The sequence below is a fragment of the Shewanella sp. LZH-2 genome, assembly GCF_016859145.1.
In the GTDB taxonomy this organism is placed as follows: Bacteria; Pseudomonadota; Gammaproteobacteria; order Enterobacterales; family Shewanellaceae; genus Shewanella; species Shewanella xiamenensis.
In genome coordinates this window covers 221,690-237,590 of the sequence record NZ_CP069350.1, presented here as the reverse complement: position 1 = coordinate 237,590, position 15,901 = coordinate 221,690, and the positions used below count along the sequence as shown (strand labels likewise).

31 protein-coding genes are annotated in these 15,901 nt (G+C 46.4%); 4 read left to right on the top strand and 27 right to left on the bottom strand.

All coding sequences use genetic code 11. The features are described from left to right. The 4 genes from JM642_RS01155 (at nucleotide 1) to JM642_RS01140 (ending at nucleotide 2,548) form a co-directional block, all read left to right on the top strand. Entirely contained in the window at nucleotides 1–747 is a 747-nt protein-coding gene (locus tag JM642_RS01155) for a heme ABC transporter permease (RefSeq protein WP_037422774.1), read from the top strand. Continuing rightward, a complete protein-coding gene (gene ccmD / locus JM642_RS01150; protein WP_037422771.1) occupies nucleotides 747–947 on the top strand; it encodes a heme exporter protein CcmD in 201 nt (66 codons plus the stop codon). Before JM642_RS01155 ends, ccmD begins: the two co-directional genes overlap by 1 nt. Continuing rightward, nucleotides 944–1,429 (top strand): cytochrome c maturation protein CcmE, encoded by a 486-nt coding sequence (gene ccmE, locus JM642_RS01145; RefSeq protein ID WP_037422767.1) that lies wholly within the window; start codon nucleotides 944–946, stop codon nucleotides 1,427–1,429. The genes ccmD and ccmE overlap by 4 nt, the downstream gene beginning before the upstream one ends. A 114-nt stretch (nucleotides 1,430–1,543) precedes the next feature. Further along, nucleotides 1,544–2,548, top strand: a complete 1,005-nt coding sequence (locus JM642_RS01140) for an ABC transporter substrate binding protein (RefSeq protein ID WP_203432530.1) — start codon at nucleotides 1,544–1,546, stop codon at nucleotides 2,546–2,548. 62 nt (nucleotides 2,549–2,610) lie between these two features. On the opposite strand, the gene rplQ is transcribed toward JM642_RS01140, so the two are convergent. From rplQ to rplC, 27 genes are all read right to left on the bottom strand, one after another. Further along, nucleotides 2,611–3,006: a 50S ribosomal protein L17 gene (gene rplQ / locus JM642_RS01135; protein WP_007644470.1), complete on the bottom strand. Its 396-nt coding sequence runs from the start codon at nucleotides 3,004–3,006 to the stop codon at nucleotides 2,611–2,613. Nucleotides 3,007–3,046: 40 nt separating this feature from the next. Next, nucleotides 3,047–4,036 carry a DNA-directed RNA polymerase subunit alpha gene (gene rpoA, locus JM642_RS01130; RefSeq protein ID WP_011070632.1) on the bottom strand — a complete coding sequence of 330 codons (990 nt, stop codon included), beginning with the start codon at nucleotides 4,034–4,036 and terminating at the stop codon, nucleotides 3,047–3,049. 24 nt (nucleotides 4,037–4,060) lie between these two features. After that, nucleotides 4,061–4,681 (bottom strand): 30S ribosomal protein S4, encoded by a 621-nt coding sequence (gene rpsD / locus JM642_RS01125; RefSeq protein WP_037421477.1) that lies wholly within the window; start codon nucleotides 4,679–4,681, stop codon nucleotides 4,061–4,063. 31 nt (nucleotides 4,682–4,712) lie between these two features. Further along, entirely contained in the window at nucleotides 4,713–5,105 is a 393-nt protein-coding gene (gene rpsK / locus JM642_RS01120; protein ID WP_006083577.1) for a 30S ribosomal protein S11, read from the bottom strand. A gap of 14 nt (nucleotides 5,106–5,119) precedes the next feature. Continuing rightward, complete coding sequence (gene rpsM / locus JM642_RS01115; RefSeq protein WP_011070630.1) at nucleotides 5,120–5,476, bottom strand: 30S ribosomal protein S13; 357 nt, start codon at nucleotides 5,474–5,476, stop codon at nucleotides 5,120–5,122. A 114-nt stretch (nucleotides 5,477–5,590) separates the two neighbouring features. Further along, on the bottom strand, nucleotides 5,591–5,704 hold the full coding sequence (gene rpmJ / locus JM642_RS01110) for a 50S ribosomal protein L36 (protein WP_006083579.1): 114 nt from the start codon (nucleotides 5,702–5,704) through the stop codon (nucleotides 5,591–5,593). A gap of 22 nt (nucleotides 5,705–5,726) precedes the next feature. Beyond that, on the bottom strand, nucleotides 5,727–7,067 hold the full coding sequence (secY, locus tag JM642_RS01105) for a preprotein translocase subunit SecY (RefSeq protein ID WP_011621032.1): 1,341 nt from the start codon (nucleotides 7,065–7,067) through the stop codon (nucleotides 5,727–5,729). Nucleotides 7,068–7,074: 7 nt separating this feature from the next. Next, nucleotides 7,075–7,509 (bottom strand): 50S ribosomal protein L15, encoded by a 435-nt coding sequence (rplO, locus tag JM642_RS01100; RefSeq protein ID WP_011070628.1) that lies wholly within the window; start codon nucleotides 7,507–7,509, stop codon nucleotides 7,075–7,077. A gap of 3 nt (nucleotides 7,510–7,512) precedes the next feature. Then, nucleotides 7,513–7,695: a 50S ribosomal protein L30 gene (rpmD, locus tag JM642_RS01095; protein WP_007644440.1), complete on the bottom strand. Its 183-nt coding sequence runs from the start codon at nucleotides 7,693–7,695 to the stop codon at nucleotides 7,513–7,515. Nucleotides 7,696–7,701: 6 nt separating this feature from the next. Then, complete coding sequence (rpsE, locus tag JM642_RS01090; RefSeq protein WP_007644438.1) at nucleotides 7,702–8,205, bottom strand: 30S ribosomal protein S5; 504 nt, start codon at nucleotides 8,203–8,205, stop codon at nucleotides 7,702–7,704. 12 nt (nucleotides 8,206–8,217) lie between these two features. After that, the gene (gene rplR, locus JM642_RS01085; RefSeq protein WP_011715467.1) at nucleotides 8,218–8,568 is read right to left on the bottom strand and encodes a 50S ribosomal protein L18; all 351 of its coding nucleotides are present in this window, start codon (nucleotides 8,566–8,568) and stop codon (nucleotides 8,218–8,220) included. 10 nt (nucleotides 8,569–8,578) lie between these two features. Continuing rightward, entirely contained in the window at nucleotides 8,579–9,112 is a 534-nt protein-coding gene (rplF, locus tag JM642_RS01080; protein WP_037421473.1) for a 50S ribosomal protein L6, read from the bottom strand. 10 nt (nucleotides 9,113–9,122) lie between these two features. Next, nucleotides 9,123–9,515 carry a 30S ribosomal protein S8 gene (gene rpsH / locus JM642_RS01075; protein WP_007644434.1) on the bottom strand — a complete coding sequence of 131 codons (393 nt, stop codon included), beginning with the start codon at nucleotides 9,513–9,515 and terminating at the stop codon, nucleotides 9,123–9,125. Nucleotides 9,516–9,539: 24 nt separating this feature from the next. Then, a complete protein-coding gene (rpsN, locus tag JM642_RS01070) occupies nucleotides 9,540–9,845 on the bottom strand; it encodes a 30S ribosomal protein S14 (protein WP_011070625.1) in 306 nt (101 codons plus the stop codon). A gap of 10 nt (nucleotides 9,846–9,855) precedes the next feature. Further along, a complete protein-coding gene (gene rplE / locus JM642_RS01065) occupies nucleotides 9,856–10,395 on the bottom strand; it encodes a 50S ribosomal protein L5 (RefSeq protein ID WP_011070624.1) in 540 nt (179 codons plus the stop codon). Nucleotides 10,396–10,407: 12 nt separating this feature from the next. Continuing rightward, complete coding sequence (rplX, locus tag JM642_RS01060) at nucleotides 10,408–10,722, bottom strand: 50S ribosomal protein L24 (RefSeq protein ID WP_011070623.1); 315 nt, start codon at nucleotides 10,720–10,722, stop codon at nucleotides 10,408–10,410. Between the two features lie 11 nt (nucleotides 10,723–10,733). After that, nucleotides 10,734–11,102 (bottom strand): 50S ribosomal protein L14, encoded by a 369-nt coding sequence (gene rplN, locus JM642_RS01055; RefSeq protein WP_006083590.1) that lies wholly within the window; start codon nucleotides 11,100–11,102, stop codon nucleotides 10,734–10,736. A gap of 177 nt (nucleotides 11,103–11,279) precedes the next feature. Beyond that, nucleotides 11,280–11,528, bottom strand: a complete 249-nt coding sequence (rpsQ, locus tag JM642_RS01050) for a 30S ribosomal protein S17 (RefSeq protein WP_011070622.1) — start codon at nucleotides 11,526–11,528, stop codon at nucleotides 11,280–11,282. Next, complete coding sequence (rpmC, locus tag JM642_RS01045) at nucleotides 11,528–11,719, bottom strand: 50S ribosomal protein L29 (RefSeq protein WP_007644429.1); 192 nt, start codon at nucleotides 11,717–11,719, stop codon at nucleotides 11,528–11,530. Before rpmC ends, rpsQ begins: the two co-directional genes overlap by 1 nt. Beyond that, nucleotides 11,719–12,129, bottom strand: coding sequence for a 50S ribosomal protein L16 (rplP, locus tag JM642_RS01040; protein ID WP_006083593.1), 411 nt, complete (start codon nucleotides 12,127–12,129; stop codon nucleotides 11,719–11,721). Before rplP ends, rpmC begins: the two co-directional genes overlap by 1 nt. An 11-nt stretch (nucleotides 12,130–12,140) precedes the next feature. Beyond that, nucleotides 12,141–12,833: a 30S ribosomal protein S3 gene (rpsC, locus tag JM642_RS01035; RefSeq protein WP_011070621.1), complete on the bottom strand. Its 693-nt coding sequence runs from the start codon at nucleotides 12,831–12,833 to the stop codon at nucleotides 12,141–12,143. A gap of 9 nt (nucleotides 12,834–12,842) precedes the next feature. Further along, a complete protein-coding gene (gene rplV, locus JM642_RS01030; protein ID WP_006083595.1) occupies nucleotides 12,843–13,175 on the bottom strand; it encodes a 50S ribosomal protein L22 in 333 nt (110 codons plus the stop codon). Between the two features lie 15 nt (nucleotides 13,176–13,190). Then, complete coding sequence (gene rpsS / locus JM642_RS01025) at nucleotides 13,191–13,469, bottom strand: 30S ribosomal protein S19 (RefSeq protein ID WP_006083596.1); 279 nt, start codon at nucleotides 13,467–13,469, stop codon at nucleotides 13,191–13,193. A 14-nt stretch (nucleotides 13,470–13,483) separates the two neighbouring features. Further along, nucleotides 13,484–14,308, bottom strand: a complete 825-nt coding sequence (gene rplB, locus JM642_RS01020; protein WP_011621028.1) for a 50S ribosomal protein L2 — start codon at nucleotides 14,306–14,308, stop codon at nucleotides 13,484–13,486. A gap of 16 nt (nucleotides 14,309–14,324) precedes the next feature. Next, a complete protein-coding gene (rplW, locus tag JM642_RS01015) occupies nucleotides 14,325–14,627 on the bottom strand; it encodes a 50S ribosomal protein L23 (protein ID WP_037421480.1) in 303 nt (100 codons plus the stop codon). Next, entirely contained in the window at nucleotides 14,627–15,232 is a 606-nt protein-coding gene (gene rplD / locus JM642_RS01010) for a 50S ribosomal protein L4 (protein ID WP_011070618.1), read from the bottom strand. The genes rplW and rplD overlap by 1 nt, the downstream gene beginning before the upstream one ends. Nucleotides 15,233–15,249: 17 nt before the next feature. Continuing rightward, entirely contained in the window at nucleotides 15,250–15,888 is a 639-nt protein-coding gene (rplC, locus tag JM642_RS01005) for a 50S ribosomal protein L3 (RefSeq protein ID WP_011070617.1), read from the bottom strand. Between the last annotated feature and the right edge of the window lie 13 nt (nucleotides 15,889–15,901).

Genomic DNA, 15,901 nt, shown 5'->3' with positions numbered 1-15,901 from the left:
ATGTGGAAATGGTTACACCCTTACGCGGATCCTGAACGCGCATATAAGTTATCAGGAACATTATTTCCATGGTTTGCCACCTTAGCCTGCCTTTTCCTTACAGTTGGCACCGTATGGGGTTTATTGTTTGCCCCGACAGATTACCAGCAAGGAGATAGCTACCGTATTATCTTTATCCATGTACCAGCTGCATCAATGTCAATGGCGGCCTACATGGGTATGGCGACAGCAGCATTTATTGGTCTTGTCTGGCAAGTCAAATTAGCAGACTGGGCAGCTGCGTCTATTGCTCCTATAGGAGCTGTCATCACCTTTATAGCACTCTTTACTGGTGCCGCTTGGGGCAAACCTATGTGGGGCACTTGGTGGGTATGGGATGCGCGTCTGACCTCTGAATTAGTACTACTATTCCTCTACTTAGGTGTGATTTCCCTCTACGCTTCCTTTGAGGATAAAGTACTCGCTGCACGTGCAGCAGGGATCTTGGCAATCGTAGGGGTAATTAATATCCCCATTATTAAATATTCCGTTGAATGGTGGAGCTCATTGCATCAACCATCAACCATCAAAATTACCTCTAAATCGACCATGTCGAGCGACATGTTATACCCACTTTTAATCAATATTTTAGGTTTCGGGCTTATGATAGGCGCTATCACTATTGTGAGATTTAGAGCAGAAATCTTAGCAAGAAACGGCATGCGCCCTTGGGTACGTGAACTTGCTAAAGCTGAGGAGGTCAAATAATGCAATTCGATTCTATCAGTGATTTTTTCAACATGGGTGGCTATGCCTTTTATGTATGGCTTGCCTATGGTGTGACCTTCTTCTGTGTATCGACGCTGATCATCACTAGCGCACGCCAAAAGCGTAAGGTTTTGATTGAAATAGCGAAAAAGATGAACCGCGAAGAGCGCCTCAAAGAAACTAGGAGTAACAAATCGTGAACCCAAGACGCAAAAAGAGACTGACGTTAGCTATAGCACTAATCGGTGGCGTAGCCGCGATTGCTTCACTGCTGCTGTATGCGTTGAACTCCAACTTAAACTTATTCTATACACCGTCAGAAATCGTAAACGGTAAAACCGATACAGGCGTTAAACCCGAAGCGGGCCAACGTATTCGAGTAGGTGGCATGGTAACGGTAGGCTCTATGGTACGTGATCCAAACAGCCTACATGTGCAATTTGCAGTACACGATTCCTTAGGTGGCGAAATTCTAGTGACCTATGACGATCTATTACCGGATCTATTCCGCGAAGGACAAGGCATCGTCGCCCAAGGTGTATTAGGGGAAGATGGTAAGTTGGCCGCAACTGAAGTCTTAGCAAAACATGATGAAAACTACATGCCTCCAGAAGTTGCAGAAGCAATGGGGCAAAAACATGAGAAGCTAGATTACAGCCAGCAGAAAGCGACAGCACAATAACGTAAGCACATCGCCGAAAGAATATTTAAAGCCTCATTATGAGGCTTTTTTATTGCCCGCCGGATACTCGAGGTTGGACTATACTCAAAGCTATATTCCACTAGGTATCTCTCCATGAATTTAATTAAGTTATTAATTAAAAGATGGCGACAGATTTTTACCTTAATGCTGGCATGTTTCATACCAATGGCATATGCGGCCAAGGTGGTTGTCATCGAGAGCTATCACCAAGGTTACACGTGGGATAAGCAGTATTATCAAGCCATACTCGATACATTGACACCTCTCAATGAGGTAAATCACTTTGAAATGGACACAAAACGGCTACCTAAAAATCTTCATGCAAAACGGGCAGAACTGGCATGGCAATTTATTCAACAACAAAAACCACAGTTAGTGATCCTAGCAGATGATAATGCCGTTAATTATCTACACCAACGGTTAAACTCAAGCCAAATTCCAGTGGTATACCTTGGCATTAATATGAACCCAAGAGAATATCACTTAAATGAATATAAGCGTTTTACGGGTGTGCTTGAAAGACCTCTACTCAGACGCTCTCTGCTATTACTGCAACGAATATTACCAATATCAAAGCACCGAAAAATCTTAGTTCTGTTCGATCAAAGTGATACGTCTAAACTTGCAGCGGAATATATCAGTAAGCAGCAACTGAGCATGTTGAGCGATGTGGAAGTTGAAATATTACAACTAAATCAACTTAGTGAATGGCAAAAGCAAGTCATTGCAGCTAAAGACAATGGCTTTAGTGCGATAGTCGTTGCACTTTATCATGCAGTGAGGGATGACAAAGATAAGTCGGTTGATGCTGAAGAATTATTAGGATGGGTTTCAGCTAACACGCCAGTACCCAATTTTGGTTTTTGGGGATTTAGCGTATACAACAACGGCAATATCGGCGGCTATGTTCTCGATGGTTACCAGCACGGCAAGATCGCAGCCAAAATGGCCTCAAGGATCCTCGCAGGTGAGAAACCGGAAAACATATTCCCAGTAACAGATGACCTAGGACAATTTATGTTTAGCCGTAAAGGGTTAAGTAAATGGCACTTAACATTGCCTAAAGAAATCGAGAAACAAACGACTTGGGTCGAGTAAGTTGAAACGAGCTGAAACAAAAAGCCGGGCTTAGAGCCCGGCTTTTAAATTTGTAACCTTAATTACTCAGCAGCTTCAACATCAACAGCTTGAGCAGCTTCTGGACGACCTACTAGCTCGATGTAAGCCATTGGGGCTTTATCACCAGCACGTAAACCGCACTTAAGGATACGGGTGTAGCCACCAGGACGTTCCTGGTAACGTGGACCCAATTCAGTGAATAACTTACCGACGACTTCAGCGTCGCGAGTACGTGCAAACGCTAAACGACGGTTTGCAACGCTGTCACTCTTAGCAAGTGTTATCAGAGGCTCAACTACGCGACGCAGTTCTTTCGCTTTAGCTACGGTTGTCTTGATGATCTCATGACGAACCAGTGAGCTTGCCATGTTACGGAACATAGCTTGGCGGTGGCTGCTGTTGCGGTTAAGTTGACGACCACTCTTACGATGGCGCATGACCTAATCCTTATAACCTAAATCTGTACAAACCTGAGACTTATAGGTCGTCTGCTAAACTAGCTGGAGGCCAGTTTTCCAGACGCATACCTAACGACAGTCCGCGAGAAGCTAAAACGTCCTTAATTTCAGTAAGAGATTTCTTACCTAAGTTAGGGGTTTTCAGCAGCTCAACTTCAGTACGCTGTACCAGATCTCCGATGTAATGAATCGCTTCGGCTTTCAAACAGTTAGCCGAACGTACAGTTAGCTCTAAATCGTCGACAGGACGCAACAGAATCGGATCGAACTCCGGCTTCTCTTCCTTCATTTCTGGCTCAGTCACGTCACGCAGCTCAACAAACGCATCCAGCTGTTCAGCTAAGATGGTTGCAGAACGACGGATAGCTTCCTCAGGATCAATAGTACCATTAGTGGTCATATCGATAACGAGTTTATCCAAGTCAGTACGCTGTTCAACACGAGCTGCTTCTACATTGTAGGCAATACGTGCGACTGGCGAGAAAGAAGCATCAACCAGCAAGCGGCCGATTGGGCGATCATCGTCTTCTGTCTGTGCACGAGCAGATGCTGGCACATAACCACGACCACGCTCAACGCGAATACGCATGCTGATATCATTGTTACCTGTTAAATGACAGATAACATGATCAGGATTCACGATAGTGACATCACCATCATGCGTGATATCTGCTGCGATGACAGGGCCTGCGCCGGACTTGCTTAATGTAAGCATAGCCTCGTCTTTACCCTCGATAGTCACTGCTAATCCTTTCAGATTAAGCAAGATTTCAAGGATATCTTCTTGTACGCCTTCCTTACTGCTGTATTCGTGCAGTACGCCGTCAATCTCGACTTCGGTAACCGCGCAGCCGGGCATAGACGACAATAGGATGCGACGCAACGCGTTACCTAAAGTGTGGCCGAAACCACGCTCAAGCGGTTCCAAAGTAACCTTGGCACGTGTTGAGTTAACCTGCTCGATATCAACGAGACGCGGTTTAAGAAATTCTGTAACAGAACCCTGCATTGTGTCCTCTCTTGTTTGTTAGCCTTACTTAGAGTAAAGCTCGACGATCAGCTGTTCGTTAATTTCCGCAGACAAATCGCTACGTTCTGGAATACGCTTGAAAGCACCTTCCATTTTCGCGCTGTCGACTTCAACCCATGTAGGCTTCTCGCGTTGACCAGCCACTTCTAAAGCCGCTTTGATACGAGCTTGAGTGCGTGACTTTTCACGGATGCTTACAACATCATTCGCAGACACTTTGAATGACGGAATGTTAACAACACGACCGTTAACCATAACAGATTTATGGCTTACTAGCTGACGTGATTCTGCACGAGTCGCACCGAAACCCATACGATAAACAACGTTATCTAAACGAGTTTCTAAAAGTTGCAACAGGTTTTCACCAGTGTTGCCTTTCAGACGTGCAGCCTCTTTATAGTAGTTACGGAATTGCTTTTCTAACACACCGTAAATACGACGAACTTTTTGTTTTTCGCGTAACTGTAAACCGTACTCTGACAGACGTGGCTTACGAGCGCCATGCTGTCCTGGTGCAGATTCCAGTTTACACTTAGAATCGATTGCTCTCACACCGCTTTTTAAGAAAAGGTCAGTACCTTCTCGGCGGCTGAGCTTGAGCTTGGGACCCAAGTATCTTGCCATGATCTTTCTCCAACTATCCTAATGAAACGCGTTATACACGACGCTTTTTAGGAGGACGACAACCATTATGAGGGATCGGCGTCACATCGGTAATGTTGGTAATTTTGTAACCAACAGCGTTCAGCGCACGAATGGCTGATTCACGACCTGGACCTGGACCCTTCACAAACACTTCAAGGTTTTTTAAACCGTAGTCTTGAGCAGCAGCGCCTGCACGCTCAGCAGCTACCTGTGCAGCAAATGGCGTAGATTTACGTGAACCACGGAAACCTGAACCACCTGAAGTAGCCCATGACAACGCATTACCTTGACGATCTGTAATGGTGACAATTGTGTTGTTGAAAGAAGCATGGATATGAGCCATGCCATCTGCAACCTGTTTACGTACGCGCTTACGCGGAGAACGTGACGGAACTTTAGCCATTGTCTACCTTCCCGTTACTTCTTGATTGGTTTACGTGGACCTTTACGCGTACGCGCATTGGTCTTAGTACGTTGCCCACGAAGAGGCAGGCTACGACGATGGCGGAGACCACGATAACAACCAAGATCCATAAGACGCTTGATGTTCATAGAAATCTCACGACGTAAGTCACCTTCTACTAAGTATTTGGCAACTTCTTCGCGTAGGGTGTCGATTTGAGCTTCGCTCAATTCCTTGATCTTAGCAGTTTCAGCAATTGACGTAGCTGCGCAGATTGCTCTAGCGCGAGTACGGCCGATGCCGAAAATTGCAGTCAATGCGATGACTGTATGCTTTTGATCAGGAATGTTAATGCCAGCGATACGGGCCACTATGCACTCCTTAAGTTAAAGGCCAACTGCGAAAAGCCCGAAAGGATACTCGACAGTTGACAGATTTGCAAACAATATTTGTTCAGCCCAACAGTGGGCTGAACAATTTCACTTTTAGCCTTGACGCTGTTTGTGTTTTGGTTCAACACAGATAACGCGCACAACGCCACTACGCTTGACGATCTTGCAGTTACGGCAGATCTTCTTCACGGAAGCTCGAACTTTCATTTCATCACTCCGTAAAGCTTACTTAGCGACCAAAACGATCTAAATTCGCTTTGTTAACTAGGTTAGCTTTCTTCATCACAGACTCATACTGATGTGACATCATATGGGTCTGAACCTGAGCCATGAAGTCCATGATTACGACTACCATAATTAGTAGTGAAGTACCGCCAAAATAGAACTGTACTTTCCACGCAATTAGCATGAACTCCGGAATTAAACAGATAAAGGTAATGTATAACGCGCCAGCTAATGTTAGGCGAGTCATTACTTTATCAATGTAACGCGAAGTCTGTTCTCCAGGACGGATCCCAGGGATGAATGCACCACTCTTCTTCAGGTTGTCTGCTGTTTCACGTGGATTAAATACCAACGCTGTATAGAAGAAACAGAAGAAGATAATCGCTGCTGCATACAATAATGAGTAAAGCGGTTGTCCAGGTGACACGGCCAATGAAAAATCACTTAACCATGACATAGACTCATTTTGACCAAACCACTGAGCCAGTGTGCCTGGGAACAAAATAATGCTTGACGCAAAAATTGGAGGAATTACACCCGCCATGTTTATTTTCAGTGGCAAGTGAGTAGATTGCGCAGCGAATACCTTACGGCCTTGCTGACGCTTGGCATAGTTAACGACGATACGACGTTGACCACGCTCTACAAACACCACGAAATAAGTCACAGCAAAAATAATTACCGCGAGCAACAACAACACTAACACATTCAGGTCACCTTGACGCGCCTGCTCAGCCGTTTGGCCGATAGCGGAAGGTAATCCAGCAACAATACCTGCGAAAATTAAAATCGAGATACCGTTACCTATACCTCGTTCGGTAATTTGCTCACCTAGCCACATCAGGAACATAGTCCCTGTCACTAAGCTCACAACCGCTACAAAGTAGAAACCGAATCCAATATTGACCACTAGGCCAGGGACTAAGTTTGGTAACCCTGTTGCAATACCGATCGACTGGAATGTACCCAGCACCAACGTACCCCATCGTGTGTACTGACTGATTTTTTTACGTCCAGACTCGCCTTCTTTTTTCAATTCAGCGAGTGCAGGATGCACAACAGTCAATAACTGCATGATAATCGATGCCGAAATGTACGGCATGATACCTAATGCAAAGATAGAAGCACGGGAAAGAGCACCACCCGAGAACATGTTAAACATGCCTAGGATGGTCCCTTTTTGCTGAGCAAACAGCTCTGCTAATACAGCTGCGTCAATACCAGGAATTGGTACAAACGAACCGGCCCTAAAGACGATAATCGCACCAATCACGAACAGGAGGCGAGCCTTCAACTCTGAAAGTCCACCTTTCGCGCTTTTTAAATCAAGTCCTGGTTTTGCCATCGACGTATTATTCCTCGATCTTACCGCCAGCAGCTTCAATTGCTGCACGTGCACCTTTGGTTACCTTCAGACCTTTTACAGTCACTGGGCGCTCAATGGTACCTGAAAGAACGATTTTCGCAAACTGGATGTTGCGAGTAATAACGTTCGCATCTTTCAGAGCGTTTAAGTCGATAACATCACCGTTAACTTTAGCCAGTTCGAGTACACGAACTTCAGCTGTTACCATAGCGCGACGCGAGGTAAAACCAAATTTAGGTAAACGGATCTTAAGTGGCATTTGACCACCCTCGAAGCCTGGGCGTACACCGCCACCGCTACGAGATTTTTGGCCTTTGTGACCACGACCTGCAGTTTTACCTAAACCTGAGCCCATACCACGGCCTACACGCTTTGGTGCATGCTTAGCGCCTGCAGCTGGAGATAGAGTATTTAAACGCATCTATTAATCCTCCACCTTAACCATGTAGTAGACCTTGTTGATCATACCGCGAACTGAAGGAGTATCTTCTAATTCAACAGTGTGACCAATGCGACGCAGACCAAGACCTGTTAAGGTCGCGCGGTGCTTTGGTAAACGACCGATAGCACTTTTAGTCTGAGTAACTTTTACAGTTTTAGTTGCCATGGTGCATTACCCCCGAATTTCGTCAACATTCAGGCCACGCTTAGCTGCGATTTGCGATGGTGACTTCATGTGCACCAGAGCATCTACAGTCGCGCGAACGATGTTGATCGGGTTAGTAGAACCGTATGCTTTAGACAGAACGTTATGAACGCCTGCTACTTCCAATACGGCACGCATTGCGCCACCGGCGATAATACCGGTACCCTGTGATGCTGGTTGCATGTATACACGTGAACCAGTATGACGACCTTTAACTGGGTGATGCAGAGTACCTGCATTCAACTCAACGGTCACCATGTTACGACGGGCTTTTTCCATAGCTTTTTGAATTGCTGCTGGAACTTCGCGCGCTTTACCATAGCCATAGCCGACCTTACCATTACCATCACCCACTACTGTCAGTGCTGTGAAGCTAAAGATACGACCGCCCTTAACTACTTTAGAAACACGATTAACTGCAATTAATTTCTCTTGCAGATCGTCTTTTTGCTGAGCTTCTAATTTAGCCATTTTTATAACCCCTTAGAACTGGAGGCCAGCTTCACGAGCAGCATCTGCTAGAGCAGCTACACGACCGTGATACTTGAAACCAGAACGATCGAACGCAACTGTCGTTACGCCTTTTTCGATCGCGCGCTCAGCAATAAATTTACCTACTGCTTTAGCCGCGTCTACGTTACCGGTACTCTTCAGTTGCTCTTTAACCGCTTTTTCCACGGTTGAAGCAGCTGCCACCACCTGAGCTTCAGGATTGATCACCTGAGCATAAATGTGACGCGGTGTACGATGTACAACCAGACGGTTCACGCCCAGCTCTTGGATCTTCTTACGAGCGCGAATAGCGCGACGTAAGCGAGATGTTTTCTTATCCATATCGCGTTACCTACTTCTTCTTAGCCTCTTTACGGCGTACTTCTTCGTCGTCATAGCGAACACCCTTGCCTTTGTATGGCTCTGGTGGACGATATCCGCGAATCTCAGCAGCGACTTGGCCAATTAACTGTTTATCAACGCCACGTAGGACGATGTCAGTTTGGCTAGGGCACTCTGCAGTAACGCCTGCGGGCAGTTTGTGTACTAACGGATGAGAGAAACCTAAAGTAAGGTCAATGTCAGCACCGACGAGTTTCGCACGGTAACCAACGCCAACTAACTTTAATTTACGCTCAAAACCTTGAGATACACCAACAACCATGTTGTTTACTAACGCACGTGTTGTACCAGCCTGTGCCCAAGCGCCAACTGCGCCCTCAACAGGAAGGAATTTAATCACGCCACCTTCAATAACAACATTGACCGCATTGTTGATCACTCGAGTCAGACTTCCTTTCGCGCCTTTGACGGTCAGGGTCTGTTCGTTTAAGGTCACCTCTACGCCAGCTGGAATAGATACTGGTGCTTTTGCTACACGAGACATTCCTAGCTCCTTATGCTACGTAGCAGATAACCTCGCCACCCATGCCTGCAAGGCGGGCGGCACGATCAGTCATCAGGCCTTTAGAAGTGGACACAATTGCGACACCCAGTCCGCCCATCACTTTAGGAAGTTCGTTTTTACCTTTGTAAATACGAAGACCTGGACGGCTTACACGCTGGATAGTCTCAACGACTGGTTGGCCTTGGAAGTACTTTAAGGTAATTTCCAATTCAGGCTTGGCTTCATCTGCTACGGCGTAATCCGCGATGTAACCTTCTTCTTTAAGCAGTTTCGCAATAGCGACTTTCAGCTTAGCAGAAGGCATCTTCACAGATACTTTGTTAGCAGCTTGGCCGTTACGAATACGGGTTAACATATCCGCAATAGGATCTTGCATGCTCATATTAGCTTACTCCGTGACAAGTGCTTACCAGCTAGCCTTACGCAGGCCAGGAACTTCACCACGCATGGTTGCTTCACGTAATTTGATACGGCTTAAACCGAACTTACGTAGGAAACCATGTGGGCGACCAGTTTGATTACAACGATTGCGTTGACGCGATGCGCTGGAATCACGTGGTAGAGCTTGCAGCTTTAATACTGCATCCCAACGATCTTCATCAGAAGAAGCTGGACTTGCAATAATCACTTTCAGAGCAGCACGCTTTTCAGCGAACTTAGCTACGAGCTGTGCACGCTTTGCTTCACGTGCTTTCATTGATGTTTTTGCCATTACGCTACCCTTATTTCTTGAATGGGAAGTTAAAAGCGTCTAACAAAGCACGACCTTCTTCATCAGTCTTCGCAGAGGTAGTGATAACAATATCCATACCGCGAATTTTATCGATTTTATCGTAATCGATCTCTGGGAAAATGATCTGCTCACGCACGCCCATCGCGTAGTTACCACGGCCATCGAACGCTTTAGCGCTCAGACCACGGAAGTCACGGATACGTGGGATTGCGATGTCAACTAAACGCTCTAAGAATTCCCACATACGCTCACCGCGCAGGGTCACTTTACAGCCAATAGGGTAGCCTTCACGGATTTTAAAACCAGCAACTGATTTACGAGCAACAGTTACTACTGGTTTTTGACCAGCAATTGCAGTCATGTCACGGACAGCATGTTCCATAACTTTTTTGTCTGCAACGGCTTCGCCAACACCCATGTTCAGGGTGATTTTCTCAATCCGAGGGACTTGCATGACACTGGTATAACCGAACTTTTGAGTCAGTTCAGCGACAACAGTCTCTTGATATTTATCATGCAGTTTCGCCATCGTTTACTCCAGTTACTTAACGAGTTCACTGTTCGATTTAAAGAAACGAACTTTTTTGCCGTCTTCAAATCGGAAACCAACACGATCCGCCTTGCCAGTGACAGGGTTAAAGATCGCAACATTTGATGCTTGAATCGGTGCTTCTTTCTCAACAATACCACCGGCTACACCCAGTTGTGGGTTTGGCTTTTGGTGTTTTTTGACAAGATTGATGCCTTCAACAATTAACTTACCAGTAGGTAATACTTGAGCAACTTTAGCACGCTTGCCCTTGTCTTTACCTGCTAATACGATTACTTCGTCTTGACGACGGATTTTAGCTGCCATTTTGAAGCTCCTTACAGTACTTCTGGTGCCAGCGAGACAATTTTCATAAATTGCTCATTACGCAATTCACGTGTCACTGGTCCAAAGATACGAGTACCAATCGGCTGCAGGTTGTTGTTCAAAAGAACAGCTGCATTCCGATCGAAGCGAATGACAGAACCGTCTGGACGACGTACGCCTTTCTTAGTACGGACTACCACCGCGTTATACACATCACCTTTCTTCGCTTTAGCGCGAGGAATTGCTTCTTTAACAGAAACTTTGATAATGTCGCCGATACCGGCATAACGACGATGAGAGCCACCCAAGACCTTAATACACTGAACTCTGCGTGCGCCGCTGTTACATGCGACGTCAAGAGTCGATTGCATTTGGATCATTTTAAGTGCTCCGCTATCGTTACTACACAATTCCCACTATGGGACTATAAACACCATTTTTGCTTTGAATTTAGTCAAAAATGGGGCGCAAATATAACACCATAAATATGGAATGTATAGTATTAAAAAACAAACGGCCCCAAATACTGGAGCCGTTTACCTAAATGCCTAATATTATTAGGCCTTTGATACTACTTCAACCAGGGTCCAAGACTTAGTCTTAGACAAAGGACGACATTCGCGAATCGCGACTACGTCACCTTCATTGCACTGATTAGCTTCGTCATGTGCATGGATCTTAGTCGTACGCTTAATGTATTTCCCATAGATTGGGTGTTTCACTTGGCGTTCGATAGCGACAGTAATGGTTTTATCCATTTTGTTGCTAGTGACACGACCTTGCAAAGTACGGATTTTATCAGACATTATGCACCCGCCTTAGAAGTAATAATGGTCTTAACGCGCGCAATATTACGGCGCACCAATTTCAGTTGATGAGTCTGAGTCAACTGACCAGTGGCGTGTTGCATACGCAGGTTGAACTGCTCACGCAGCAGACCAAGTAGTTCAGCGTTCAGTTCTTCAACGCTCTTTTCTCTTAGTTCGCTCGCTTTCATTACATCACCGTCTTAGTTACGAAGGTAGTCTTGATTGGAAGCTTGGCAGCAGCTAAAGCAAACGCTTCACGAGCGATCACTTCAGAAACACCATTCATCTCATAAAGAACCTTACCAGGTTGAATCTGACATACCCAGTATTCAACGTTACCTTTACCTTTACCCATACGCACTTCAAGAGGCTTAGAGGTAATAGGTTTGTCCGGGAAAACTCGAATCCAAATTTGTCCCTGACGCTTAATGTGACGTGTCATGGCACGACGTGCAGATTCGATCTGACGAGCAGTTAAACGACCACGGCCGACTGCTTTCAGACCAAAAGTACCAAAGCTAACTTCGGTACCGTTCGCTAGACCGCGGTTGCGGCCTTTGAACATCTTGCGAAACTTCATACGTTTAGGTTGCAGCATTGCCGGCTCTCCTATTTACCACGAGGCTTGCGCTTAGGTTGCTGCTGTTTCGGCTCTTCAATCTGTGGCAGCATTCCGTCCAGAACTTCACCTTTGAAGATCCAAACTTTAATACCAATCACACCATATTGAGTGTGACTTTCAGAGGTTGAATAGTCGATATCAGCACGCAGTGTGTGCAAAGGTACACGACCTTCGCGATACCACTCAGAGCGCGCAATCTCAGCACCGCCTAAACGGCCACTAACTTCAACTTTGATACCTTGAGCACCAATACGCATTGCGTTTTGTACCGCACGCTTCATCGCGCGACGGAACATAACACGACGCTCTAATTGCTGTGCAATTGAGTCAGCAACTAACTTGGCATCTAGCTCAGGTTTACGGATCTCAGCGATGTTAATTTGAGCAGGAGTGCCAGCCAGTTTTGAAACGGCAGCACGCAATACTTCAACGTCTTCACCTTTCTTACCAATCACAACACCTGGACGGGCAGTGTGAATAGTAACGCGGATGCTTTTCGCTGGGCGTTCAATAACAATCTTAGATACTGACGCAGCTTGCAGTTTGTCTGCAAGATACTTACGCACTTCCCAGTCGCTGTTCAGGTTATTTGCATAATCTGACTTATCTGCGTACCAGGTAGAGATCCAAGGCTTGGTGATACCCAGACGGATACCATTAGGATGTACTTTCTGTCCCATTGCTCTCTCCTAGCGATCTGATACAACCACAGTGATGTGGCTGGTACGCTTCATGATACGATCAGCGCGGCCTTTAGCACGTGGCATGATACGCTTCATAGTTGGACCCTCGTCAACGAAGACGGCGCCTACTTTTAGCTCATCAATATCCGCGCCTTCGTTGTGTTCGGCGTTTGCGATAGCTGAGTCAAGTACTTTTTTAACCAGTACGGCGGCTTTCTTTGGGCTGAAAGTCAAAATTTCGAGGGCCTTAGCAACAGGCAAACCGCGAATTTGATCAGCAACGAGACGAGCCTTCTGCGCAGACGTACGGGCAAAACGATGTTTAGCTAAAACTTCCATCTTATTCCTCCCGTATTAACGCTTCTTCGCTTTCTTATCAGCAGCATGGCCGCGATAAGTGCGAGTTGGTGAGAATTCACCAAGTTTGTGGCCGATCATTTCGTCAGTTACGAACACAGGAACGTGCTGACGACCATTATGGACAGCGATGGTCAAACCAATCATATTTGGAATGATCATAGAGCGACGTGACCAAGTCTTAATAGGCTTCTTGTCACCTGCTTCCATCGCTTTCTCTACCTTCTTCAGCAAGTGCAGGTCAATGAAGGGACCTTTCTTGAGAGAACGTGGCATGGCGAATCCTCTTACTATTTATTACGACGACGTACGATGTACTTGTCAGTGCGCTTGTTACTACGAGTCTTATAACCCTTAGTTGGCACACCCCATGGAGTCACTGGGTGACGACCACCAGAAGTACGGCCTTCACCACCACCGTGTGGATGGTCTACCGGGTTCATTGCAACACCGCGAACTGTTGGGCGAACGCCTCTCCAGCGCTTAGCACCTGCTTTACCTAACTGGCGTAGCATGTGTTCGGCATTACCAACTTCACCAAATGTTGCGCGGCAATCAACTGGCACTTTGCGCATTTCGCCAGAGCGAAGACGTAAAGTGGCATATGCGCCATCACGAGCAACAACTTGTACATAAGCACCCGCTGAACGCGCGATCTGAGCACCTTTACCAGGCTTCATTTCTACAGCGTGCACAACAGAACCTACTGGAATGTTGCGCAGTGGCATTGCGTTACCGGTTTTGATTTCGGCTTCAACACCAGACTGGATCTTGTCGCCAGCTTGCATGCCTTTGGCAGCAAGGATGTAACGACGCTCACCATCCGCATACAGTACTAGAGCGATGTGCGCAGTACGGTTTGGATCGTATTCCAGACGCTCAATTTTTGCAGGGATACCATCTTTATCGCGTTTGAAGTCGATTAAACGGTAGTGCTGCTTGTGACCGCCACCAACGTGACGAACAGTGATACGGCCAGTATTGTTACGGCCACCACTTTTAGATTTTTTCGCCAACAGGCCAGCAAAAGGTTTACCCTTGTGCAGGTCAGAGTTCACCACTTTAACAACGTGGCGACGACCTGGAGAGGTTGGCTTACACTTAATAACTGCCATGATAATTCTCCTTTGCTTACTCAGCGCCGCCGACGAAATCGATGTCAGCACCAGCAGCTAAAGTCACGTAGGCTTTTTTCCAATCGCTACGACGGCCAGTACGGCCACCAGTACGTTTAGTTTTGCCTTTGCTCACTAAAGTGCGAACTGATTCGACTTCAACTTCAAATAGCTTAGCAACAGCAGCTTTAATTTCAGCTTTAGTTGCATCGATAGCTACGCGGAAAACAACAGTGTTGTGCTTCTCAGCATTCACAGTGCTCTTTTCAGAGATGTGAGGTGCCAGAATTACTTTTAGCAAACGTTCTTCGCGGATCATCATGCTAGCATCTCCTCGATTTGCTTAACTGCATCAGCAGTCACAAGCACTGTGTTGAACGCGATCAGACTTACTGGGTCTAGACCTGCAACGTCACGAACGTCAACCTTGTACAGGTTGCGAGCTGCTAAGAATAAATTCTCGTCAACTTCTGAAGTCACAATTAACACGTCTTCTAAGTTCATTGCTTTCAGTTTAGCTTTCAGCTCTTTAGTTTTAGGAGCTTCAACGCTGAATGATTCAACAACAACCAGACGGTCTTGACGTACCAGTTCAGACAGAATGCTTTTCAGCGCGCCGCGGTACATCTTTTTGTTAACTTTTTGGCTGTGATCTTGAGTTTTAGCAGCGAAAGTTACGCCACCGCCACGCCAGATTGGGCCCTTAACACCACCCGCACGAGCGCGGCCAGTGCCTTTTTGGCGCCATGGCTTTTTGCCAGAGCCAGTTACTTCCGCACGAGTCTTTTGAGCACGAGTGCCCTGACGCGCGTTTGCAGCGTATGCTACAACTACCTGATGAACCAGTGCCTCGTTAAAGTCACGGCCGAAGGTAGTTTCGGAAACTTCAAGAGCGCTTTGCGCGTCTTTCAATACCAATTCCATTACTATCTCCTCAGACCTTAAGCTTTAACTGCAGGCTTGATGATCAGGTCGCCATTAGTTGCGCCCGGAACAGCACCTTTAACCAGTAGCAGGTTACGTTCAACATCTACACGTACAACGTCTAGATTTTGAGTAGTAACACGCTCGGCACCCATATGGCCTGACATTTTCTTGCCTTTAAATACGCGACCAGGCGTTTGGTTCTGACCGATAGAACCGTTCGAACGGTGCGACAAAGAGTTACCGTGCGTCATATCTTGAGTACGGAAGTTCCAACGCTTAACGCCGCCTTGGAAGCCTTTACCTTTTGATTGACCAGTAACGTCAACTTTCGCTACATCAGCGAAGATACCTACGTTTAGCTCAGCACCAACTTCAATGCCTTCGCCTTCACCGTCTGCCAGACGCAGTTCCCACAGTCCACGACCGGCTTCTACGCCGCTCTTAGCAAAGTGACCTGCTTCTGGTTTAGTGATGCGATTGGCTTTTTTGGTACCAGTAGTAACTTGAAGTGCGCGGTAGCCGTCAGTTTCTAAAGTTTTCACTTGAGTAACACGGTTGCCAGCAACTTCAATTACTGTAACAGGTATAGAAACACCATCTTCAGTGAAGATGCGAGTCATACCAACTTTACGACCAATAAGACCGATAGCCATCTCTCAAACCTCT